This window comes from Kordia sp. (assembly GCF_965224175.1).
Classification (GTDB): Bacteria; Bacteroidota; Bacteroidia; order Flavobacteriales; family Flavobacteriaceae; genus Kordia.
In genome coordinates this window covers 4624121-4647446 of the sequence record NZ_OZ245041.1, presented here as the reverse complement: position 1 = coordinate 4647446, position 23326 = coordinate 4624121, and the positions used below count along the sequence as shown (strand labels likewise).

Genomic DNA, 23326 nt, shown 5'->3' with positions numbered 1-23326 from the left:
TTTTGAATAAATTCATCACTGCATGGTGTGTAGAGTAAGACACATTTTATATTTATGGTTTGCTTTATTCTCTGTATTGTCCCTAGCCCAATCAAATGAAACTATTAAGGACAGTATAGAGCGCTCTTTTGTTGATGTATACGAATACAAGAAAAAAGCTAGAATGGACAGCGCATTGGAAAAGCTGACAAACATTTTAGATTTATCTGATAGTATTCAAGATAAAAAAAGTAGAGCCCGAGCGTACATGTTACGTGCTGAATTAGGTATTGAAGAAAACTACGACAATTTCAATCCTGAAGACATTGAAAGTTACCTGCGCAGAGCAGAAGAAATTCAAAAAGAAATTAAAGATTCTGTTGGACTTGGATATAATTATATACTACGTGCTTTAACCGCTACTCGAAATACATCTTATAGCAATGCTGATACATTTTTTACTGATGCAGAAGCTATTTTTGACAAATACCAATCAGCAGGAGATATTAATAAGCTAAAATATTACCGAGGTTTATTTTACTTAAGTCAAGGCATTAATGGACGTGCTATTGAACGTTTTGAAAACTCATTACCGATCAATGATCCATATCAACCAAATTATTTACGAGCTAAAGTTCATTTAAATCTCGCAAAAGCGTATCAAAATATCAAACAATATAAAGAAGCAAAACTCAATGCAGAAACGGCTCTTAAAATTGGCAATTCTTATAATTTCCCTGTCATAAAACTTGAAAGCACAAAAATTATTAGTGATACTTATGCTGGTTTAAATGATATAGAAAACGCATATAAGTTTCAAGGACGTCATTTAAAAATCAAAGATTCTATATATAATAAAGCAAGAATAGAAAGTGTTGCTAATGCAAATGCATATTTTGACAATGAGTTTCAAAAGCGTCATATAGACGAATTGGTTCGACAAAATGACGATTCTGCACAAACTGGAAAACGTAATAAATTAACGTCTATATTGAGTTCTGCATTATTGATTATCATCTCATTATTGACAATCTCTTTATATCGAAATAATCAAATTAAGGTAAAAACAAATAATTTATTACTTAAGAAAAATTCTGAATTACAATTGGCAAAAGACAATGCCGAAAAAGCAATGAAAGCTAAAGCACAGTTTTTATCTACAGTAACGCACGAATTACGAACACCTTTGTACGCTGTAACAGGTTTAACTCATTTACTATTAGAAGAAAACCCTAGTGACAGCCAAAAAGAACACTTAAAGTCCTTAAAATTTTCAGGAGATTATTTATTGACATTTATCAACGATATTCTTCAAGTAAATAAAATAGAAGCTAAAAAATTAGCCGTTGAAAAAGCACCTCTGAATCTAAAAAAGGTATTAAATGATGTGGTGAATTCACTCACGCAAACTTCAAAAGAAAACAATAATAAAATTGTTCTTACTATAGATAAAAACATTCCAGAAAAACTAGTTGGTGACTACCTAAAAATGTCGCAGGTTTTTATCAATCTAATTAGTAATGCTTTAAAATTTACTAAAGATGGAATTGTAGAAATTTCGGCAAAGATTCTTGAAGAAAATGATACGCAACAAAATATTCTGTTTGAAATAAAAGATAATGGAATTGGAATTTCACAAGCGATGCAAGAAAATATATTTGATAGTTTTTCGCAAGGTTCTGTTCAAATTAACCGTAAATATGGTGGAACTGGCTTAGGATTGACTATTGTAAAAAGCTTGTTGGAGTTGTTGGAAAGCAATATTCAGTTAGAAAGTAAACTTGGTGAAGGTTCTACATTTCGCTTTCCACTTATCTTAGAGAAACTAGAGCCAGAAGTGGTAACTACAACTACTTCCGTATCTAATGATAGTGAGGAAAAAACAGATCTTAAAAGTAGAAAATTCAAAGTATTATTGGTAGAAGATAATAAAATCAACCAAGTAATTACAAAGAAGATTATCGCAAAGCAGAATATGACTTGCGATATTGCTGACGATGGTTATCAAGCTATTGATTATGCGCGTAGCAATCGTTATGACTTTATTTTAATGGATATTCATATGCCAGGTATTAGTGGTATAGAAGCAACGAAAGAAATTAGAAAATTTGATGTGTCTACTCCTATTATTGCTTTAACTGCCATTTCTTTAGATGACAATAAAGGTGATTTCCTTAAGAATGGTTTCAATGAAGTCATATCCAAACCATTTGATCCTGAGATTTTCTACAAGAAGATTTCAAACATTCTTACATAAGGAAAGATTTTAGACACTATTTACCCAAATACTAAATCAATTCGTTAACAAACATTTAGCACTCAAAAATGAATAAAAAAACGTTTTTGGCACGCGCTTTGTATGTTATTAATTGAAAGCAAACAAAAGCTATCACGCTTTGTTTTCATTTCACATAAATTTTGGATTGGTTAGTTAAAGAACAAGGCGAGTTGGTTACTCGCCTTTTTTTATACTGTTTGTTCTTGATTGATGTATGATTACTTTCGTATCACTTTACGAATGTATGTTCCTTTTGATGTGTAAATTTTGATAAAATAAACTCCCGTTTGTTGTTTTGATAGATCAATTTGATACTGGAATGTTCCAGTTGTTACTTTTCCTTTATCTATGGTTTTTATAAGTTGTCCGTTACTATCAAATAATAATAGCGCAATAGTATCGGCTTCCGAAATATGAAGTGTAAGATTTATAACTTCATTTGTTGGATTCGGATATAAAACCATCTCTACTTTTGGTGCATTGTCTTCTACATTTAAAGTTGTTGAATCAAATTCATAAGCTCCTATATCTACTGTAGTATTAAATATCCTATCGTTAGACAGTATATCTATGAGAGGAACTCCAGCATTATCGCCTGTATCAATACATGGAGAAGAATTTTGTAATTGCAAACCATCATCAGCAGTCATCCAAATTCCATCAATTCCTGCACCAGAAGCTATATCTAAAAACAAAGGATTTATATCTATATTTCCCGTTCCTGTACCAGAAATAACATGTGGAAAGCTTTGACCTGTAAGACTTATATCTGAATACGTTGCGACCACTTCTGCTCCAGTTCCTCTAACATAAAATTGAGGACTGACTCCTGTTGCTGAATTATTCCAAACAATACAGTTTTGAAGTGTCACCGTACACGATCCTGAAGATGTTCCTCCACTAGGATCTAAATTATCAGCAATAAAAGCGCCTCCATATCCATTCAAAGCCATATTATTTACAAATGCACAATTGATAAGCATAGGATGACAATTTCCTCCATTTCCGCCCCAAGCATACATTGCTCCTACATTAGTTGCTGATGTGTTTTCGTAAAATATAGAATTGATCACTGTTGGACTTGCAGTTCCGCCAACTCCATAACTATCCATTCCGCCAGCTTCAATTAAAGCATGATTTTGAGAAAAAATACAATTTATATAAGTTGGCAAAGTATTTCCTCCGCCATATCCATTATTAAAAGCGCCTGCGCCCCATGATGCTGTATTATTTCTAAACAGACAGTTTCGAACAATAGGATGACAATATCCACCAGTATTATATCCATGATTATACATTCCTCCACCTAGTCCATTTCCGCTATTTGTAGGGTTTCTATCATCATTTCCACCTTCTATAATAAAACCATCTATAATTGCTGTGTTATCTAACTCTTGATTATATATAACTTTATAGCTATTATCGACGTTTCCTGCAATCCCTATTTCGCCACTTAAAATACTTGTCAAACCATTGGTTAATACTCTTTCAGACAATAAAGTTTCTGTTCCTGCAAAGCTTCCATAAATTGTGACACCATTCCGCATAGCAAATGAAATAGTTCGATTCGTTGTTGTCGTTGTGTAATACGTTCCTGCTGCAACCCAAACTTCATCAGTAACACTTGAAGCATTTATAGCTGCTTGCAATGAAGTTCCTGGCAAAGCATTTACCCAACTTGAACCATCTAAAGTACCAGCTCCAGATGGAGTTACATATCTAACTGCAGCTTGTGTTTTTAGAACAAAAACAATAAAAATTACCGACAATAGTATATTTGTTTTCATGCGTATTATTATTTAAAATTCATAACAATACAAACATATTACCAACAAGTATTTTTAGTGTCCTGTATTATTGAAACTAAAAGAATTGGGACTCAAATGGGCGTTTTTCCTGATAAATTCACAAAGCTATTAATCAATTAAACGCCTAATTTAACGTATGTGTTTGGTTTTAAAATCTATGGAAGTGAGCTTAAAATAGATTGTATTTCGTTGGTTTTGAAGTTCGAATTTAGCTGTTGAAGTGTAAAAAGGTTTTTCTTTGCTGCTTCGGTTTCTTTATTTTTAAGTTGAATCAACGCGGTATACCAAAGAGATTCCACTTGATAATCAAAAGTTTTTTTGGATAAAGGAATTAACGCTGCTAAAGCTTCATCGTGCTTCTCCTGATTCAACAATGACATCGCATAATAGAACGTAATATTTAAATCATTTGTTGTTTCTAAGACTGTTGTAAATGTAGTTTCCGCAGTTTTAAAATCTTTATTTTCATAAGCTTTAAAAGCTTCAAATTGTAAACTTTCAGATTCATTTCCTCTAGTGATTGGCATATACGTATTTGGACAAACTTCAAAGTAAGATTCGTAAAAATCACTTGTAGATTGCAATTGATTTACCGTAAAAAAGATCCCAAAAATAAAAACGGCTGCAATAGCTATTCTGGCAAACATACGCCTGGTAACTTGTTTCTTTGTTGGAATGACTTCGTTTCTATCTAATTGTTGCAAACGTGCTTTGATTTCATCACTTTTAGTCAACTTAAACGCTTCTGCAAGTGTAGTATGTGTCTCATACATTTCTTGCAGTTCTACATCAGTTTCTAACAATGCTTCAACCTTCATCTTCTCTTCTTCAGACAAGCGATTTGCGATATAATCTTGTATAATTTCTTCCCTATTCATTACCTAACTTTAAACAAAGATTTTAAACGTTTCAAACATCTCGATTTGTGACTTCGCACTGTGTTTCCATCTTTATATTCTGTAAGTTGTACAATTTCATCAACGGTTAAATTGCGATAATAAAATAGTTCTAACACTTTCCTACAACTCTCAGAAATTTTCTTTAGATGCGCACTCAGTACTACAGATTGTTCTGAAGGACTCGATTCCTCAATTTGTATTTCTGTATATCCTTTTTCTTCTGTTTCAACTCTTAAAAACTTATCTTCTTCCTTTAATTTCTTTAAAATTTTAAATTTTCCAATACCAAACAAATACGTTTTAATAGAGCTAGAAGTCAGTACCAATTGTGATGACACAAAATTATGATGCATCGCAATAATGGCATCTTGGTAAATATCCAATGCGCTTAACCTGTCTAAACCATACTTTTTTGAATAGTTTAAAAACTCGTTTTTGTATTGTACATATATAGTCTCTAGAGCCTTTTTGTCATCAGATCTTAACAAATCTTGTAATTCAGTCTCTGTGCTATTTCTACTCATTAGTGATGAAAAAGATTAAAATATTAACAATAGAATAAAAAAAATTAAAGTAGCTGTTAATATTACGCTTGTTAAATATACAAAAGGATAAACAAACGTATTTATCATGAAATCAAAATTACAAATACTGCTCTTTATCTTCTGTTTAGCATCATTTCAAAATGCTGAAGCACAATTATTTAAAAGATTAAAAAAGAAAGCAAAAGAAAAAATCCAAAAGGTTGAAAATGATATTGTAAATAAAATAGACAAGAAAGTCGATAAAACAATTGACAATACCATTGAAGGGAAAGAAAATCCTAAAAAGGAAAATTCAAAAGAAACAGCACCAACTGCCAACAAGGAAAAAGATTTTGGAGATGTAGTTATTAATCACTCAAAAACATATGGAAGTGTAACACTTACGGAAGCACGTCAAATAAAAGTAGATAAAACGAACTCAGGATATATGATCTACGGAAACTGGTGGTCACATAAAGCAGATATATATGATGGTTTTACCATTATGATCACAACAGATAAAAATTTAAAAGATAACAAATCAGAAAAACACACTTTTAAAATTCCGCAAGAAGCAACATTAAAAATAGCATACGATCCGCAACTGCCTTATAACAAAGAATCGGAAGACGGTTTTAGTCGTGCCGTAACCGATGATTACCAAAACTATAATATATCCAGAGGTGAAGTTACGATTGATGTACTTTCTGACGAAGCTATTCAAATTAGTTTTTCTGGAACAACTTCTTTAAGAAAAGTCACTCGACTGGCTAATAGCGATGAATACTCAGAAAAGTTTTATGAAGCTTCCGTAACTGGTGGTATTGATGCAATAACACCTAAATTCATGAATCAAGAAACGGTTACTAAAAACCAGAATAATCAAAATACTTCAAACTCAGGAACTGTTATCAATACAGGAAACACAAATACTGCAGCAGCTCCAGGAACCTATCATTTTACACATGAAACTGTGACAAAAATTTCGGTTCCAGAACAAAAAAGAACATACAACATGTCGTATTTACTAAATTCAAATGCTCAATATATAGGAATTAAAGCAGATCTGAGTGAATACTCTGATGAAGAAATGAACGGAGAATCTATAATTGTCATGGACAAAGGAGATACGCACATTTTTGTAGAAACAGCCGGAATGAAAATGCGCATGTCTGCTGGAATGATGGGACAAAAAATGGAGAATCCAACCGATCAAATGGCAAACTTCGATTATACAAAACTTCAAAAAACAGGAAATACAAAAACAATTCTTGGCGCAACCTGTCACGAATACGCAATGTCTGACAATAGTATAAAAATCAACTTTTGGGTTGCTCCAGATGTAAAACTATCAAACTGGTTCATTCAACACAAAGGAATCGTTGACGGATACATCATGGAATATACAGTACAATCAAATGAAGGAACGATGAAAAGTGAAACTGTAGCCATCAAAGATCATATCAGTAAAACGATCAACCCGAAAGAATACAAAAAAATGTTTTAACCCTTATTTATGATGAAAAGAAAAATACTATTACTTATTGCAATATTCTGTAGTGTAACTACAACAACCATCGCACAAACTACGTATATTCCTGATGATGCTTTAGAGTATAGACTGCAACAGCTTGGACTCGATTCTGGTCCGTTGGATAATTTAGTACTGACAGGAAATATTGATGATCTGGAAGATTTTAATTTCGGAAACTTTAACGTTACAGACATTACTGGTTTACAAGACTTTATTTCCTTAAAAGAGTTGAGAGTTGCTGGCGAAATTTCCGATTTATCTCCTATAGAAAATTTAACCACCTTAGAAGAGTTAGTCATTCGTGATGTCCTTGATACTTCCGTTGACATGAGCGCCTTGGTTAATCTTTCCTTTGTGAGTGTTTCTAGGTCTGCGATTACAAACCTAGATTTCACCAATAACATCAACCTTACAGAGGTAAGTATTGAAGAGATGTCTGATGATATGGAAACCATCATTTTTGGAAATAATCCTTTAGTAGAAGATGTTTTTATCAATTCAGTAAACGTATCACAATTAGATTTTTCTACTTGTACTGCATTAAAAACACTACTTGTGGGGCAAAACAATACCTTGATTAACCTGAATGTTACCCAAAACTCTTTGTTAGAATCCATTGAGTTTGATGACAATACTATATTACCATACATTGATCTTTCAGCTAATACAGCTTTAAATAGTGTACGAGCAGAAGATAATACGGCTTTGGAAACCATCTTCATAAAAAGTGGAAACAACACAAATATTGGACAAACATTCAGAGTAAAAGACAATCCTTCCTTGACCTGTATTGAAGTGGATGATGTTGCTTGGAGTAATACCTTTTGGGGATTTCCTACAGATTATTTTTCAGGTTTTAGTTTGAATTGTACTCCTTCTAATGACGATTGTCCACAAGCTGTTTCTATCACTTTAGCACAACCTGCTTCTGGAAATACAATTAATGCCACTAATAGTACAAACACTCCAAGTTGCCAAGAAACCGGCATTACCATTTTGGATGTTTGGTATGAATTCGTAGCGCCAACTTCTGGAAGTGTAACGATGACAATTGAGGCCGCTCCATTGGTGGGCAAAATAGCTTTCTATGCATCTTGTGGTGATCCGCAACCTTTATTCTGTCAGGAAGGTGAATTGTCTGTAGACAATCTTACGCCAAACACGACCTACTATCTACAAGTTTGGTTGGAAGCCACAGGAACAATGAACAGAACCGTAAATTCAAATAGTCTGAATGGTGGTTTTATTCTGAATGTTCAAGATACTTCAACACTAAGTTTGAATGCTGTAGCAAATGCCGAAAATCAAATTCGTATGTATCCAAATCCTGCAAACGAACAACTACACGTCAGCGCGCCAACAAATCTAGAGCATGTGTTAATTTATGACATGTCTGGAAAACTCATTCTTAAAAATGAAAACTACACTCGCAAACAAGAAACATTAAATCTTGAAAAGCTTTCTAGTGGAATGTATATGGTGCAAATCAAAACTACAGAAACCACAACATTAAAAAAACTAATCATCAACTAATAACATGAAAAATCTAAAACTTATTGCAATCATTATATTCATATCGTACACATTTACAGCTTGTTTTGGCGATAAAGAAACTATTATTGGGCAAGAATTGGGAGACACTAACTTTGTAAATAAAAATTTTAAAGGAAACAAAGTAGCTTTTTCAGAACTTCCTAAAAATATGTGTACATATCTAAGTCAAGCCAAATTAAAAGAGTTATATCCTGATTCAAAAAAGATACTTTTTGATGATGGAAAAACATTTGCATCCAAAAACTGTCGTTTTCTAGTCTATGTTGGTGAAAACGAATATGATTACTTAAGTGGAACTATTTTCGCTGCCGAAAATATAATCGCAGAAGGAGAAGATTGGAAGCAAACTTGGGAACTCAAAAAGAAAATGTCAAAATCGTCAGAATATATTTCAGGATTGGGAGAAGCTGCCATTTGGATTGGAAAGAAACGTGAACTTTCTGTAAAAATGGACGGATATATCATTACAATCAATGTTCCTGGTTCTCCATTCAACAAAGAAGAAATTGCAAAAAAGCGTGATTACAAGAGCATCGCTATAAAAATTGCGAACAATACAGGTCTATTTTAAAAAATTGTATTTTTAAACTGAAACTTAATTTGATCACTAAAAATTGAAAACACCCAAAACCTATATAATAAAAACAGTACGCATATGCTTAATCCTATGCGTACTGTTTTTCTATAATAACTTACAGGCAAAAGGTTTTCGATTTCAGGAGAAGCAGCAACAAGACACTTTAATCAATCCCAAAATATCTTTTCTATGGGGAAAATCGAATGCATTAAATAATACAAAGCAATACGATGAATTATTGATTTTTCTAGAAAAGCATCTAAAAAATGTACAACCAAAAACGGAAAAAGATAGTTTGGATGTCGCTGATTTATATTACAATCAATTTGAAGGAAACTATTATACAGGAAAATACTTAGAAAGCATCAATAGTGCTAACAAAGGCATGCCTTTTTGCGGAAAAGCTATAAGTCCAAGAGCCAAACACATTAAAGGTGTACTCTATTACAAAAGAGCATATGGAGAGTCTGGGATGAATTTTGCCAAACGTGCTAAAGTAAGCATGAAAACGGCACTCGAATATCTATCAGACGATTACCAAGCAAACTTAGATTATTTAGTAGATGCACACGTTTTTTTATCGAGTCAAGCTGCTTATTATGGAAATATAGAAGATGCAAAACTTTATATTCGTTTGGCAGAGAAAGCCTATCAAAACAACAGAAAGTATCTAGATAAATTTCGAAAAGATAGATATGAAGTTGTATTGTTATATAGAAAAGCATATCTACTTTACAAACTTGCCGAAAGTAAAAAAGACAGTTTAGAACTTGTAGATGTTGTTCAAAAACTTGAAAAATTGCATGACTTACCAACATTCGATACAAGCGAAAGAATTTACTATAGTACCACCATGAATCATGTGGGCGATTGGTATGTAAGTCATAAGCACGATTCGTTAACCACCAAACAAGATTTAGAAGTTGGTTCGTATTATGTAGACAAATCAATTGACTTGATAGAAAACAAAAACTATCCTGGTAATTATTTTACTTTTAAATACAACAAATGCAAAGCACTTACACTCGCAAATGAACTTCAAAAAGCCGATGTTTTAATTACACATTTGTTAGATTCAATGCAGACAAATGATTATAGAATACCATTTTTCTTAGCACAAAAAGGATTGATCAAAGCTAAACTCAAACAAAAAGATAGTGCTTTAGGTATTTTTCATGCTGTCATTGAAAAAATTCACTTAGACACAACACAATTAACCAAAGATTACAGCAATTTCAAACCCAGTAAAGTGTTTGGAGAAACAAGACTGATAAGAAGAGTTGCTGAAAAACTAGAAGAATTCTATCCAAACGATCCTACTGTTCAACAAACCATTTCAAAATTATATGCTTTAGCTTTTATTCAATTTGAAAATAGTTATGCTCGTACAAAATTCAATCCACAACAAAACAATCTATTACGACATATTATCTGTGGATTATTAAAAACGAGAAACGAAAACAGTACTATTTCAATAGCAACCTTACTAAGTCGTTCAGAAACCATGATGAATCAAATGTCGTGGCAACGTTTTTATCAAAATAGATATACCAACAAACTACCTGAATTAGATTCTTTAAACTATCGCCATTTAAAACTTCGTACGTTGCTTACTGCGGCTAAAAGAGACAACAATATTCGCGAAGAAGATTCCATTCTAAATTTAATCAATCAAAACAATGCTTTCACAAATAAAAAGTTTCCAAACTTAGAACTTTTAAGTACTAAAAAGTTTGAAATTGCTGAATTGCAAAAAAACTTACGCAGTGATGAATTGGTTTTAAAATATATGATTTTTGAAAAAGAAATTGCTGTCTTTACAATTACGTCCAACAATATAGACTGGCAACTCTTTCCATGGACGAATAAAGAAATTGAACTCAACACACAACTCTTAGCAAGTATAAAAGATAGAAGCTACGACGCAAATAGTGTTTCGCAACTTAGTCAAATATTACTTCCTAAAATTGACTCAAATATCAAAAAAATCATCATAAATCCTGATGGTGAATTGTATCGAATTCCATTCGAAATACTACAAAGCAACAATGAATTTCTAACAGAAAGTCACAACATACGTTATACGTCCAATCTCAAATTTATATACCTAGAAGATCATCAAAGTAGTCATGATAAAGCTTTGGCTATTTACGCTCCTAATTATACAGAATCACAAAAAAATGGACTTGCTGTAGTCACTAGAGATAAAGCTTCAAAACTGGCAGGCGCAAAAAAAGAAGCTGAAATTATTGGCAATTTATTTACGTCTGTAGTGTACACTGGCGAAGAACTATCAAAAGAAAAATTCATCAGCACTGCGCCAACAGCAGGCATTTTACACTTAGCAATGCATGCACAAATCAATGACAAAGAACCTGGACTAAGTAGATTATTGTTTAGCAAAAACAACGCAGGTAAAGACGATTTGTATTTAGAAGAATTATATGCGTTACAATTAAAAGCAGATTTGGCTGTTTTAAGCGCATGCAATACTGGTGTTGGAAAAGAAAATGCTGGTAGAAATGTAGAATCTTTTCAACGCGCATTTACCTTTGCTGGCGTTCCTGCTACCGTAGTAAGCTTATGGGAAGTTCCAGACCAATCTACAAGTGAGATTATGGGAAGTTTTTATCAAAATCTAAAAGATGGCTATCCAAAATCGGAAGCGCTCAAAAAAGCAAAACTAAGTTATCTCAACGTACACAAAGGCACAAAACTAGAACAACCTTTTTATTGGACAGGTTTTGTATTGTATGGAGAAGAAAATGCTATTTCACCAAGTAGTTCAAACATAATTTGGTATCTACTTGGAATGAGTTTCTTGATAATTTTAGGGATTGCTTTTTATAGAAAAAAAACACGATGAACAATATAACTAAATCAGAAGGTACGTTCACTCATTTTCGATTTCACATGTAAATAACATAAGCTAGTTTTGAAGTAAGACATCAAAACATGAAGCAACTATTCATTCTCATAACGTTTATAATCCTAGGTAAAAATGTGTTTGCTCAAAAAGTAAAAAACAAACATTTTTCAAGAGCAGATTTTGTAAAAACAAGTTGGTTTATTGATAATAAAAATAACGCATTTCTAAAAAATGACACATTACGATTTATTAAATATTCAAACAAAGCTGATAACCATGAATATATAGAATTCAAAGAATATGAGATGCAACATTTAGTACATGGTTACTTTATAGAATTAAGCTTTAATCATGGAATAAAAATGAATTATAGTGAGCGTTTAAATAATTATGCTCATGTTTACGACTTCAAAGAATACTGGTGGCAGTTTCACAAAGAAAACAATAGTTTACTGATATATAGAGAAAATGAACTACTTGTAAAACTCAAACCTATCAAACAACGGAAAATTAAAATTGAATCCAGATTAGCTAGTGATTCAAAATGCTTAGAAACTACAGAAATTACTTTTGTAAGAACATGCTATACTATTCAAAATGCTTCTTGGTTTGATAAATTGAGAACTCGATTAACATTCAAAATTTAAAATTCAACAAACTCTTTCACTTGTGCTTGAAAAGCTGCTTCATCTGCCAAAAACGCTACTTTAATTGGCAAATAATACAAATTATCCAAGCTTCCTTGCAAACGCATAAAATCCTTCTCGGTCGTTAAAATACGTTTGTTTCCTGCTTTCTGTTTGATGGTATTAATATCGCTTTCGCTGAAATGATAATGATCTGCATATTTCAAATGCGTATACTGTAACTGTTGATCGTTTAAGTGTTGCAACAATGGCTTTGGATTTGCAATTCCTGTAATCAAGATAAATTCTGAATCTTTCAAAGAAGACAACAACAATTCATCATGCTCGCTTTGCACAGTTTCTGCATAGGCAATCGTTGTGAAATACACTTTTTGATCTGCTTTTGGACGTAATTTCTTTGTAATTCGTGTTCTTTCTTCAGTAGAAACTTTCGGCGGACATTTAGTCACAATAATCACATCTGCGCGTTTCGCTCCTGAAATGGGTTCGCGCAAATTTCCTGCTGGCAACATAAAATCGTTTGCGTACAAATCGTAAAAAGGCGTTAACAATACATGAAATCCTGCGGTAACTTTTCTGTGTTGAAATGCATCATCCAACAAAATAACTTCGGGAACAATTGGCAAACTTCTTAATGCTTCAATTCCCACAGTACGTTCGGCCTCAACGGCAACCTGAATTTCATTTCCAAATTTGCTATAAAATTGTAACGGTTCATCACCAATATCTGAAGCTGTTGTCGTTTCGTTAGCTAGTAAAAATCCTTTAGTTTTTCGTTTATAACCACGACTCAATGTAGCAACTTTGTATTGATCTTTTAGTAAACGAATCAAATACTCAATCATTGGAGACTTTCCTGTACCACCAACACTGAGGTTTCCAACACAAATCACTGGAAAGTCATACGAAGTCGATTTCAAATAGCCTTTATCAAACATCCAATTGCGCACAAACACAATAGCTCCGTACAATAGAGAAAAAGGTAATAATAACAATCGAAGTTTTCGCATACAGCGAAAGTATAATTTTTTATGGAATTGATTTAAAAATCATCACTCCTTTTTCACATATATCTTTTCATTAGAAGCAAATAATACCAATTGATTTTCTTGCCGTTCGCCATGTGTAATCAAGATTTTAAAAAACTTATAACTATCTGGATACACAGAAATTTGTGGCGAAATCAAATTGGCAGTTTTATACAATTTTCCTTGTGGAGATTCTTCAAAATCAGCAATCACTAGATAATAAAAGCTCTTAAACGCCTGAATGTCTTCATCATCACTTACACGTTCATCACTCTCTACCTTAATGGCTTGCATTCTATAATGTTCGTTACTTCTAGACAATACATTGTGTTCATTTACTTCTAAAACAACTTTAAATAATCGATCGTCTTCAATAGGAATAATTCCGTTTCGCGATTGCGAAAAAGCAAAAAAAGGAATCAAAAAGAAGAGACATGTGTAGATGTTCTTGTTCATAATTAAAATAATTTTTCAGTTAATTTTCTTAAATTAAGATATCTATTCATACAAGTCAGAAAATATTGTGTAAGCGTCGTAATAAATTCGTAAGCGTTCTAAATAAAGGCGGTTTTACATTTTGATAACCTGTTTTTTAATGTGAATCTCTATATTTGAGAAAAAGAAAAGTAGATGACTGTACAAGATATTATGTCGCACATTGAAGAATTGTGTCCATTGGCTTATGCTGAAGATTTTGACAATGTTGGTTTGCTAGTCGGTAATAGCAAACAAGAAGTTTCTGGTGTATTAATTTCATTAGATACTCTTGAAAATGTAGTAGATGAAGCTATTGAAAAACAATGCAATATGATTGTAAGCTTTCATCCTATTATTTTTTCTGGACTAAAAAAGATTACAGGAAAAACATATGTAGAACGTGTTGTTTTGAAAGCGATAAAACATGATATAGCTATTTATGCCATGCATACTGCCTTAGATAATTCATGGAATGGTGTCAGTGATCGTATCTGTGACGAATTAGGCTTGACCAATAAATCAATTTTAATTCCACAAAAAGGAACTATAAAAAAATTAGTAACATTTGTACCAAAAGCTGCTGCTAAAAAAGTTCGAAATGCCTTATTTGCTGTTGGAGCTGGAAGCATTGGCAACTATGAAAACTGCAGCTTTAATATTGATGGATTGGGAAGTTTTCAAGGAAATGAAGCTTCAAACCCAACAATTGGTACCAAAGGTGAAACCCATTTTGAAGAAGAAACACAGCTCGGAATCACTTTTGCAAAACATTTAGAAGGTACAATTATCCGAACGCTCCATGAGCAACATCCGTACGAAGAAGTTGCCTATGAGATTACAACTTTAGAAAACACAAACCAACATATTGGTATGGGAATGATTGGTACGTTTGAAAAACCGATCAGTGAAATGCATTTTATGACGCTTTTAAAGACAAAAATGAACGTTCCTGTGGTTCGTCATTCGGCTTTATCAGGAAAAATGATTCAAAAAGTAGCTGTTTTGGGTGGAAGTGGAAGTTTTGCCATCGGAGCAGCCAAACGTGCTGGCGCTGATGCGTATGTCACGGCAGACCTGAAATACCACGATTTTTATCAGGCAGAAAACCAAATAATTTTAGCTGATATTGGACATTATGAGAGTGAACAGTATACAAAAAATCTTTTATTTGAGTATCTTACAAAAAAAATTCCTAATTTTGCGATCATTTTATCAGCAGAAAATACAAATCCAATCAAGTATTCATAAATATGGCAAAGAAGAAAGAAGTTACGGTCGAAGAAAAATTACGCGCGCTTTTTGATTTACAATTAATTGACTCTCGCGTGGACGAGATTAAGAATGTAAGAGGAGAACTTCCTTTAGAAGTAGAAGATTTAGAAGACGAAGTAGCTGGATTAAATACGAGACTTGAAAAGTTTCATGGAGATCTTGATCAAATTGATGAAGATATTAAAAGCAAGAAGAATATTATTGAGGAAGCTAAAAGCTTAATCAAGAAATATACAGAGCAGCAAAAAAATGTTCGTAACAACAGAGAATACAATGCTTTATCTAAAGAAGTTGAATTCCAAGAGTTAGAAATGCAATTGGCTGAAAAGCACATTAAAGAATTTAAAGTTTCTATTGAGCAGAAAAAATCTGTTATTTCTCAAACGAAAGAACGTTTAGACGAAAGAGAATCTCACTTAAAGCACAAGAAAGCTGAATTGAATGATATTCTTGAAGAGACTAAAAGAGAAGAAGAGTTCCTTTTAGGAAAATCTGAAGAGTTCGAAAAGTTAATTGAAGATAGATTATTAGCAGCATACAAAAGAATTCGTAAAAACGTTCGTAACGGTTTAGCTGTTGTAAAAATTGAAAGAGGTGCTTCTGGAGGTTCTTACTTTACAATTCCACCACAAGTTCAGGTAGAAATTGCTTCTAGAAAGAAAATCATTACTGATGAGCACAGTGGACGTATTTTAGTAGATCCAGCATTAGCTGAAGAAGAAAAAGAAAAAATGGAAAAACTTTTTGCTAAGTTTTAATTCCAATAAACATAATAGAATAAAAAAAACCTCGCTAAGTAGTGAGGTTTTTTTTATTCTATTATGTTTACGTCATTCTGGACTAGATCCAGAATCTCATTATTATTAATTTTAATTTTTATGAGAAACCGAATCAAGTTTGGCTTGACGACTTTTCTTTTGTGGCTTTTAATTCGTATATCAATGGATAAATTTTGTCTTTTGTTTCATACAAACCTTCTTCGTTTTTCACCAAATCTGGCAGCACATCATATGGTGACGCATCATGTTCGGTGAGAAACTCAATGGTTAATCCTGCATTGATCAAAGCATTGATGACTTCTCCTAAACCATGATTCCAAGCATATTCTTTGCTAACCATTTTGGTTTCTCCATCTTCAGCATACGTTCCTTCGTACTCTTCATAAATCACTTCCTCTTGATCGTAAGCATATCTCAAAACTGGTGGTGTCTGTAAATAATCAAACATCCAAACAATTGGGTGAAATTCTACCATATAAAATGTTCCGCCTTCTTTTAAGCGCGAAGCAATAATTTTTGCCCATTTGTCCAAATCTGGTAACCAGCCAATTACACCATAACTCGTAAAAACAACGTCAAACGTATCTGTGACATGATCATTTACATCAAATACGTTACAACAATGAAATGTAGCGTCTAAATTCAGTTCTGTGTTTAATGATTTTGCTAATTTGATGGCTTCATCAGACAAATCAATTCCTGTTGCTTTTACACCCATACGTGCAAAACTCATTGTATCTTGTCCAAAGTGACATTGTAAATGCAAGAGTGATTTTCCTGCTAAATTTGGTAAACTAGCAAGTTCATATTTCATTAAAGAAGTGGCTCCTTTTTTAAAAGCATCCATATTATACAGCTCGCTTTTTGCATGAATAGCTACTTTCTTGTTCCAAGTTTCTTTGTTGGTTTTGAAATAATTATTGTCCATTTTATCGGATTTTTATACCTTTTATCGTATTATTGTTTTTGATTTATCTTCTATATAGCAATTGTAAGGAAAATAAATTAAATCGCACCTGAATTAATCTTACACAAATATAATTTTCTATGAAAAAAACTACTTTTTCACTATTTAAAAGTGTTTTCATCTTATGCTTACTGATGAGTTTTACAACGTATGCTCAAAATGTTGATGTTGTAATTTCTGTTAATTGGCCAGCTTGGTCAAGCGAAAACAGAGTCGAATTATACAGTCCGAGCGGAATGTTATTACAAACCGTAGATAACGGCTATAATGGTAGCGGAAATGCACCTTATAACGAAACCACTGCTGCTGTAAGTTATCCAGTTGATGACAACATGCCTGCTGATAGTGGGTATTATGTAATTGTTTATGACTTCTATGGAGATGACTGGAATAACGGAGGAAGTCTGACAGTAACTGCTGATGGACAAACTGCTTTTTCTTTTAATGGTGACTTTTCTAATAATGTTGGTTCAGGTAATCCTGTTGAGATTTCTCAAACCTTCTATTTTGCAGTAGAAGAAGCACCTGCGCCACCGCCACCATTCCCTGGAGTTTCTCAGTTTGACACAAGCGGAAACGAATACATAGAGTACATTCCTGGAAATATGCCAATTATTATTTCTGCGCCACATGGTGGTGTACAACAGTCTGGACAAACAATTGGTGGAACTTTTTACCCTGATAATGACAGTTCGTTACCAGACAGAGGATGTGGAACTAATGAAAGAGATGACAATACAGATATTTTAATTCGTGAAATTCAACAATCTGTATACGATCAAACAGGATGTTATCCATACATCATTATCAATAACTTACACAGAAGTAAATTAGATCCAAATAGAGAACAAAATGAAGCTACTTGTGGTGACTCTGATGCTTTATTCTATTGGAATGCTTTCCATAATTTTATTGATGCTGCCAGCGCAGATGTAATGAGTAAATGGGGAAAAGGTTTATATATTGATTTACATGGACAAAGCCATAGTATTCCAAGAATTGAAGCCGGATACAATATTTCTGCTTCTGATTTGAATAATACAACAGCAAATCACTTAAACGGAGTTTCAAATTCTACAATTACAAGCTTAGTGAGCAATAACTTAGGGAACTTAACCCAAGAAGAATTGGTTCGTGGACCAAATAGTTTAGGTGGACTTTTTAAAGATACTGGAGGCGCTTTTTACAATGCGCAAGGATATTCTGGTTGTGGTGTAACAAGCGGTTACCGTACAGTGCCTAGTGATTTTGACAGCGGCGCTTCTAACAGTTGTGATGATACACGTCCATTTAGCAATGCGTACTTTGATGGAGATTTTTACAACAACAGACGTCATGGTTCAGGACCAACTGCAAGCGACGGGCTTGGTGGTGGCGGAACCATTGATGGAATCATGACAGAAGTAAACAGACGTGTACGTGACTTAGGAACGTATAATGGAAATGTATATGATTCGCGCCCACAAACTTTAGTGCCTTTTGCAGATGATTACGCAACTGTCATTAAAAACTATATAGATTTACACTATAATGATTTTGCTACATTCTCATACGCTTTAAATACATATGCTACAGGAGATTCGGATCCAACGCCAACACGTACAACAGGTGTAACTGGAGTATTTACTGCAGAACCATCTGGATTGTCTATCAATGCAACAACTGGTGAAATTGACTTATCTGCTTCTACTGCTGGAATGTATACAATTACACATACTGTAGGAGATTGTGATTTATATACAGCGACATCTATGATGACAATCACAAATACCTTAAGTACTGTCGATGTTGAAGATACTTCATTCACAATGTATCCAAACCCAACAACTGGAAAATTACATATTGAATCAAAACAAACGATTTCTCAAGTAAAAGTTTTTAACTTAGTTGGACAACAAGTAAAAGCTTTTGCTATGCAAGCAAATCAAAATACAATTGATATTAGTGAATTAAAAACAGGAAGTTACTTTATCAATCTTCAAAGTACTACTGGAAACACATATACGAAACTTATTGTGAAGAAGTAATTCGGATCAAAGTAATAGTTCTAAATCTTGAAAAGCCTCGCAAATTGCGAGGCTTTTTTGATTAATGAATGACACTTAAGAAAACAATTTTCCATATTTTGATTAATGAACGCCACTCATCAACTTTTTAATAAAAGGTGATATGATCATCACAATTATTCCTATTACAGCCGTTAAAACGCCAAAAACAGCATATACAGATACATATTGATATAATTGTTCAAAAGCTATTTGATTCGGTCCAGAAAAACTAGAAGTCAATCCTGTAACAGCTTCTGTGATTTGTCCAAAAATTCCGCTGGCAAACATATTTTCTTCATCAGACACTGTGGTTAACTTCGCGATCTTTCCAGCAAAAAAATGTCCGTAAAAAGATGCCGAAAAGAAAACTCCCATAATAAAAGCTAAATACTTTTTTGGAGAGAGTTCTGTCATTTTCGACAAACCAATTGGAGAAATGCACAACTCTCCTACTGTAAGAATAAAATACCCAACAAATAAATACCACATTGGTGTTTTGGCAACACTATCAACCGAATTTGCAGACATTGCAAAAACAATAAAACCTACACCTAATAGAAACAGTCCTAAACCTGCTTTAATAGCTGAATTTGGGTTTTTATTTTTCTTAATTAAAATGGTCCATAACCAAGAAAACGGAATCGCCAATAAAATGATAAATCCAGAATTAATACTGTTTGTTTGTGCCGCATTTAATCCTACAAGGTTGATATTTCTATCTGCAAAAAGTGTCAAAGAACTTCCTGCTTGTTCAAAAATCGCCCAGAATAAGGACATTAAAATCGTAAAATACGCGGTGACTAATAATCGCTTTCTCGCAATGGTTCCGACAGAACGGTATATGTAAATCATCATGATCGTAATAGCGATTGTGGCAATCCAAACGATATAATGTTCGTATTGATTGAACCGAATAATTAAAGCAAAAACAGGAACTGCTAAAAAAGCGCCAAACCAAACCAATTGTCCTTTGTTAAACCCTAAAAACTTTTCATCATATACCTTCTGATTAGGAACTTTTCCTTTGTCTTGAAATACATTTTTATTCGTTCCACGGTAAAAGTAGAACAATCCTAATAACATTCCTAAGCCTGCCAACATGAAACCATAATGCCATCCATATACTTCGGCAAACCAAGCACATAATAAAGGAGCCACAGCGCCACCAATATTGATTCCCATGTAAAATATGGTAAATCCGGCGTCGCGACGTTTATCTTCTTCCTTGTATAATGCGCCTACAAATGTGGAAATATTTGGTTTAAAAAATCCATTTCCAACGATGATCAGCGCAAGCGAACCATAAAAAAATACAGGCAATTCTATTGTCAGGAAAAAATGTCCCAAAGCCATCAAAATTCCGCCAAGGAAAATAGCTTTTCTATATCCGATATAATGATCGGCAATAATTCCGCCCAAAACAGGAGTTACATATACTAATGACATATACGCAGCAAAAATTCCAATGGACATATCATCACTAAACAATAACTGTTTGGTCATGTAAAGTATCAATAAAGCTTTCATTCCGTAGAACGAAAAACGTTCCCAGAGTTCTGCAAAAAATAAATAAAATAAACCTTTAGGATGTCCGAATCGTGTATCGGAAACTGTTGAAACTGACATATGTATTGTCTTTAAAAATTAATAACAAGACAAATATGTTTCTAGCGGCTTCTAAAAAGAAGTCATGTAGTAAAGTATAGTAAAAAATAACAAGTTGTGTAGAATTGTGAGTAAGTCACAATTAATTACAAATTGAGGAATATTCACTGTTTTCAGCACTTTGCACGAATTCATGCAACAAACCTTCATCAATAGAAATATTTTCAGGAATCATTCGCAATCGGTATTTTCCTTCGCCCAAAAACGTAAATAAATCTCTACGTTCCAATTGTTGATCAGTATCTAACTGCAATATTTCATTAATGTTTTCTATGATTCTAGTGAGATAGGTTTGATTCTTTATTTCGCCTCCAGAACTTACCAAAATACTTTGCAAATCACCTTGAGCATTTGCACGACGAATGGCAAATTTTAATAGATTTTTATACTGTGTCGTTTTAGATCCAAAATCTACTTCTGCCGTATTAATATTTTTGGATGGAATGCTTAATTGAATCAATGACCAATCTAAAAACTTAATACGCATTTCGTTTGGTCGCGGCGTATTTGCCAATTGAATCACCCAACTTGTTGCCAACACTAAAAACAATGATATCAGTGATGTTTTTGCAATAATTTTGATGAGTAAGGTTGTGAATTCGTTCGTACTATTCAAAAAGATTTCTGGCAGTTGAGAAACAAAGATTAAAACCATAATAACTACGGAAATCATGGCAACCAATTTCAAACCGCGATGCAGAAAGGTTTTGTAAAAAGAAATTAATAGTAAAAAACATAAAAAGCCTGACAATACTAAATCGGGAACCGCATTCCATTTAATTCCAAAACGTATATTATTCTCGCCAAAAACGCCCGCCATTAAAAGTGTTACAGAAGCTACCACTATGATAATTCCTATAATAATTTTAATGTTTTTTGTGTTGTTATAGATGAACTTTGGTGCGTAATAAAAGTAAAAAAGTGCCATCAGTAGAAACAAATTGTTCACAATAGAAAGCAAGTTTACTCCTATTTGATACGTCATTGTTTCAGAGAATCCAAACCGTTTGGATGTATACGCCCAAATTCCAGATCCTACCCAAACAAACATTGCCAAACTTAAGTACAACAGTCCACTATCTACACGTTTTTGCGATTCGTCTTCTTCTAAAATCTGTCGAAAACGCTTCCGAATATTAGAGTAAATTGCCAACAGCAAAATAGCTCCAATGAAGGAAATAAAAATATGCGCGAGGTTATGAAACTGTTCTACTTCTGTCATATACTGGTGTGAAATTGATTATAAAATTGACACACTTTCAAATTTTTAAATTAAAAAACTATTCGCCTAAAATTTTACGAACTAAGTCTTTCTTAGCGGCTTCATCATCGCCAAACAACCATCGAAGTACATTATCTTCCCAAATATCGTCGTATTGATTTTGATCAATAATATCGCGCTCCATTGCTAAATCGAGCAACTTTCCAGGATATGAAGATTGTGCATCACTTTCCATTTCTCCTAAAGGGTACGGATCGTCAAGTCCCATAATAATTTGATTGTTCCCTTGACGTTCTACCATCAACTTAAAAGAATCGGTATCGTGTACAAGCGTATCAAAATAAATATTTGGATGTCCAACAGCCTTTCGTGGATGTACTTTTCCTTCAAACAAATCTGGTCGTCCATCAAATCCTTGAATACGTCGTCCCAAATTCATTTGCGCCAATTGTCCTCCATGCGCAAAACAAGTTCTAATATTTGGAAAACGCTCTTGCATTCCGTTCAGCGTATAAAAATGATAGGCATCACCACATTGGGCCAACATCCAAATTAAGTGAAAACGCCAGTTTACATTTTGCAACTTAATCATTTTATCGCCATCGTACGGGTGAATTTCGATGGCTAATTTATATTTATTTGCCAATTCAAAAATCGGATCATTTTCTTCATCAAACACAGATCGCCATTGTCCAATAGAATCCATAAAATGAGTTGGCAGGCACAAAACACGCAATCCTAAATCTTCTACGCAACGTTCTATTTCCCACAAAGCACCATGTATAAAACCTGGATGCACTACAAATCCGCAAGTAAATTTTGATGGATGATCTTGTTGCACTTTTGCATTAAAATCATTTTGAAATCGCAATGCATGCTTCATTGCTTCTAAGCGCAAACCATTTCCATATAATTGTGATAGGTTCAAAATGACTGCATGATCAATTTTATTTCGTGCCATCCAGTCTAACTTTTCATTTAAGAAAAAACTAGAATCTGTTACAGGACGTTTCCAATCGTCTTGCAGCATGTATTTACGTTCGTCATCTACCCAAAAAATCTTTTTTTCCTTCATAAACTGAGGAATTTGTTCAGGATAAGGTAACAAATGTGAGTGTCCGTTTATACGCAGTTTTCGTTTCAAGGTTGTGTTGTTTTTGGGCGTGTCCTTCTGTAATACTTTCGCTCTGCTACGTTTA

18 protein-coding genes are annotated in these 23326 nt (G+C 33.3%); 9 read left to right on the top strand and 9 right to left on the bottom strand.

Translation table 11 applies throughout. The annotated features are described in order from the left end of the window. Positions 1 to 22: 22 nt before the first annotated feature. Complete coding sequence (locus tag ACOQOS_RS20180; RefSeq protein WP_420572288.1) at positions 23 to 2236, top strand: response regulator; 2214 nt, start codon at positions 23 to 25, stop codon at positions 2234 to 2236. 239 nt (positions 2237 to 2475) lie between these two features. Here ACOQOS_RS20180 and ACOQOS_RS20175 read toward each other — a convergent pair whose 3' ends face one another. The 3 genes from ACOQOS_RS20175 to ACOQOS_RS20165 all read right to left on the bottom strand — a co-directional run bounded on the left by ACOQOS_RS20175 (position 2476) and on the right by ACOQOS_RS20165 (position 5488). Further along, positions 2476 to 4044, bottom strand: coding sequence for a T9SS type A sorting domain-containing protein (locus ACOQOS_RS20175; protein WP_420572287.1), 1569 nt, complete (start codon positions 4042 to 4044; stop codon positions 2476 to 2478). A gap of 176 nt (positions 4045 to 4220) precedes the next feature. After that, a complete protein-coding gene (locus tag ACOQOS_RS20170; protein ID WP_420572286.1) occupies positions 4221 to 4943 on the bottom strand; it encodes an anti-sigma factor family protein in 723 nt (240 codons plus the stop codon). Next, positions 4943 to 5488: an RNA polymerase sigma factor gene (locus ACOQOS_RS20165; RefSeq protein ID WP_420572285.1), complete on the bottom strand. Its 546-nt coding sequence runs from the start codon at positions 5486 to 5488 to the stop codon at positions 4943 to 4945. The genes ACOQOS_RS20170 and ACOQOS_RS20165 overlap by 1 nt, the downstream gene beginning before the upstream one ends. 106 nt (positions 5489 to 5594) lie before the next feature. Between ACOQOS_RS20165 and ACOQOS_RS20160 the strand changes: the two genes are divergently transcribed. From ACOQOS_RS20160 to ACOQOS_RS20140, 5 genes are all read left to right on the top strand, one after another. Further along, entirely contained in the window at positions 5595 to 6995 is a 1401-nt protein-coding gene (locus ACOQOS_RS20160; protein ID WP_420572284.1) for a hypothetical protein, read from the top strand. Between the two features lie 9 nt (positions 6996 to 7004). Further along, on the top strand, positions 7005 to 8555 hold the full coding sequence (locus ACOQOS_RS20155; protein WP_420572283.1) for a T9SS type A sorting domain-containing protein: 1551 nt from the start codon (positions 7005 to 7007) through the stop codon (positions 8553 to 8555). Positions 8556 to 8559: 4 nt separating this feature from the next. After that, positions 8560 to 9147, top strand: coding sequence for a hypothetical protein (locus ACOQOS_RS20150; protein WP_420572282.1), 588 nt, complete (start codon positions 8560 to 8562; stop codon positions 9145 to 9147). Positions 9148 to 9190: 43 nt separating this feature from the next. Next, positions 9191 to 12019 carry a CHAT domain-containing protein gene (locus tag ACOQOS_RS20145; protein WP_420572281.1) on the top strand — a complete coding sequence of 943 codons (2829 nt, stop codon included), beginning with the start codon at positions 9191 to 9193 and terminating at the stop codon, positions 12017 to 12019. 89 nt (positions 12020 to 12108) lie between these two features. Then, complete coding sequence (locus ACOQOS_RS20140) at positions 12109 to 12669, top strand: hypothetical protein (protein ID WP_420572280.1); 561 nt, start codon at positions 12109 to 12111, stop codon at positions 12667 to 12669. Here the strand turns inward: ACOQOS_RS20140 and lpxK are convergent. Both lpxK and ACOQOS_RS20130 read right to left on the bottom strand, forming a co-directional pair. Next, a complete protein-coding gene (gene lpxK, locus ACOQOS_RS20135) occupies positions 12666 to 13679 on the bottom strand; it encodes a tetraacyldisaccharide 4'-kinase (protein ID WP_420572279.1) in 1014 nt (337 codons plus the stop codon). The two genes, ACOQOS_RS20140 and lpxK, sit on opposite strands and share 4 nt — an antisense overlap. 42 nt (positions 13680 to 13721) lie before the next feature. Beyond that, a complete protein-coding gene (locus ACOQOS_RS20130; RefSeq protein ID WP_420572278.1) occupies positions 13722 to 14153 on the bottom strand; it encodes a hypothetical protein in 432 nt (143 codons plus the stop codon). Between the two features lie 174 nt (positions 14154 to 14327). Here ACOQOS_RS20130 and ACOQOS_RS20125 point away from each other — a divergent pair, with 174 nt between their 5' ends. Then, positions 14328 to 15422, top strand: a complete 1095-nt coding sequence (locus ACOQOS_RS20125) for a Nif3-like dinuclear metal center hexameric protein (protein WP_420572277.1) — start codon at positions 14328 to 14330, stop codon at positions 15420 to 15422. 2 nt (positions 15423 to 15424) lie between these two features. Next, positions 15425 to 16204, top strand: coding sequence for a zinc ribbon domain-containing protein (locus ACOQOS_RS20120; protein WP_420572276.1), 780 nt, complete (start codon positions 15425 to 15427; stop codon positions 16202 to 16204). 133 nt (positions 16205 to 16337) lie between these two features. Here the strand turns inward: ACOQOS_RS20120 and ACOQOS_RS20115 are convergent, their stop codons facing one another. Further along, on the bottom strand, positions 16338 to 17153 hold the full coding sequence (locus tag ACOQOS_RS20115; protein WP_420572275.1) for a class I SAM-dependent methyltransferase: 816 nt from the start codon (positions 17151 to 17153) through the stop codon (positions 16338 to 16340). A 119-nt stretch (positions 17154 to 17272) separates the two neighbouring features. Here ACOQOS_RS20115 and ACOQOS_RS20110 point away from each other — a divergent pair, with 119 nt between their 5' ends. Continuing rightward, positions 17273 to 19219, top strand: coding sequence for a T9SS type A sorting domain-containing protein (locus ACOQOS_RS20110; RefSeq protein ID WP_420572274.1), 1947 nt, complete (start codon positions 17273 to 17275; stop codon positions 19217 to 19219). A gap of 102 nt (positions 19220 to 19321) precedes the next feature. On the opposite strand, the gene ACOQOS_RS20105 is transcribed toward ACOQOS_RS20110, so the two are convergent. The 3 genes from ACOQOS_RS20105 to ACOQOS_RS20095 form a co-directional block, all read right to left on the bottom strand. Further along, on the bottom strand, positions 19322 to 20866 hold the full coding sequence (locus tag ACOQOS_RS20105) for a peptide MFS transporter (RefSeq protein WP_420572273.1): 1545 nt from the start codon (positions 20864 to 20866) through the stop codon (positions 19322 to 19324). A gap of 121 nt (positions 20867 to 20987) precedes the next feature. Beyond that, positions 20988 to 22127 carry a hypothetical protein gene (locus ACOQOS_RS20100; protein WP_420572272.1) on the bottom strand — a complete coding sequence of 380 codons (1140 nt, stop codon included), beginning with the start codon at positions 22125 to 22127 and terminating at the stop codon, positions 20988 to 20990. Positions 22128 to 22185: 58 nt separating this feature from the next. Further along, complete coding sequence (locus ACOQOS_RS20095; RefSeq protein ID WP_420572271.1) at positions 22186 to 23271, bottom strand: amidohydrolase family protein; 1086 nt, start codon at positions 23269 to 23271, stop codon at positions 22186 to 22188. Between the last annotated feature and the right edge of the window lie 55 nt (positions 23272 to 23326).

Excerpts from the sequence above, each read along its gene's own strand:
- ACOQOS_RS20180 (WP_420572288.1), top strand. The coding sequence starts at position 23 with ATGGTGTGTAGAGTAAGACACATTTTATATTTATGGTTTGCTTTATTC.
- ACOQOS_RS20175 (WP_420572287.1), bottom strand. The coding sequence starts at position 4,044 with ATGAAAACAAATATACTATTGTCGGTAATTTTTATTGTTTTTGTTCTA.
- ACOQOS_RS20170 (WP_420572286.1), bottom strand. The coding sequence starts at position 4,943 with ATGAATAGGGAAGAAATTATACAAGATTATATCGCAAATCGCTTGTCT.
- ACOQOS_RS20165 (WP_420572285.1), bottom strand. The coding sequence starts at position 5,488 with ATGAGTAGAAATAGCACAGAGACTGAATTACAAGATTTGTTAAGATCT.
- ACOQOS_RS20160 (WP_420572284.1), top strand. The coding sequence starts at position 5,595 with ATGAAATCAAAATTACAAATACTGCTCTTTATCTTCTGTTTAGCATCA.
- ACOQOS_RS20155 (WP_420572283.1), top strand. The coding sequence starts at position 7,005 with ATGATGAAAAGAAAAATACTATTACTTATTGCAATATTCTGTAGTGTA.
- ACOQOS_RS20150 (WP_420572282.1), top strand. The coding sequence starts at position 8,560 with ATGAAAAATCTAAAACTTATTGCAATCATTATATTCATATCGTACACA.
- ACOQOS_RS20140 (WP_420572280.1), top strand. The coding sequence starts at position 12,109 with ATGAAGCAACTATTCATTCTCATAACGTTTATAATCCTAGGTAAAAAT.
- lpxK (WP_420572279.1), bottom strand. The coding sequence starts at position 13,679 with ATGCGAAAACTTCGATTGTTATTATTACCTTTTTCTCTATTGTACGGA.
- ACOQOS_RS20130 (WP_420572278.1), bottom strand. The coding sequence starts at position 14,153 with ATGAACAAGAACATCTACACATGTCTCTTCTTTTTGATTCCTTTTTTT.
- ACOQOS_RS20125 (WP_420572277.1), top strand. The coding sequence starts at position 14,328 with ATGACTGTACAAGATATTATGTCGCACATTGAAGAATTGTGTCCATTG.
- ACOQOS_RS20120 (WP_420572276.1), top strand. The coding sequence starts at position 15,425 with ATGGCAAAGAAGAAAGAAGTTACGGTCGAAGAAAAATTACGCGCGCTT.
- ACOQOS_RS20115 (WP_420572275.1), bottom strand. The coding sequence starts at position 17,153 with ATGGACAATAATTATTTCAAAACCAACAAAGAAACTTGGAACAAGAAA.
- ACOQOS_RS20110 (WP_420572274.1), top strand. The coding sequence starts at position 17,273 with ATGAAAAAAACTACTTTTTCACTATTTAAAAGTGTTTTCATCTTATGC.
- ACOQOS_RS20105 (WP_420572273.1), bottom strand. The coding sequence starts at position 20,866 with ATGTCAGTTTCAACAGTTTCCGATACACGATTCGGACATCCTAAAGGT.
- ACOQOS_RS20100 (WP_420572272.1), bottom strand. The coding sequence starts at position 22,127 with ATGACAGAAGTAGAACAGTTTCATAACCTCGCGCATATTTTTATTTCC.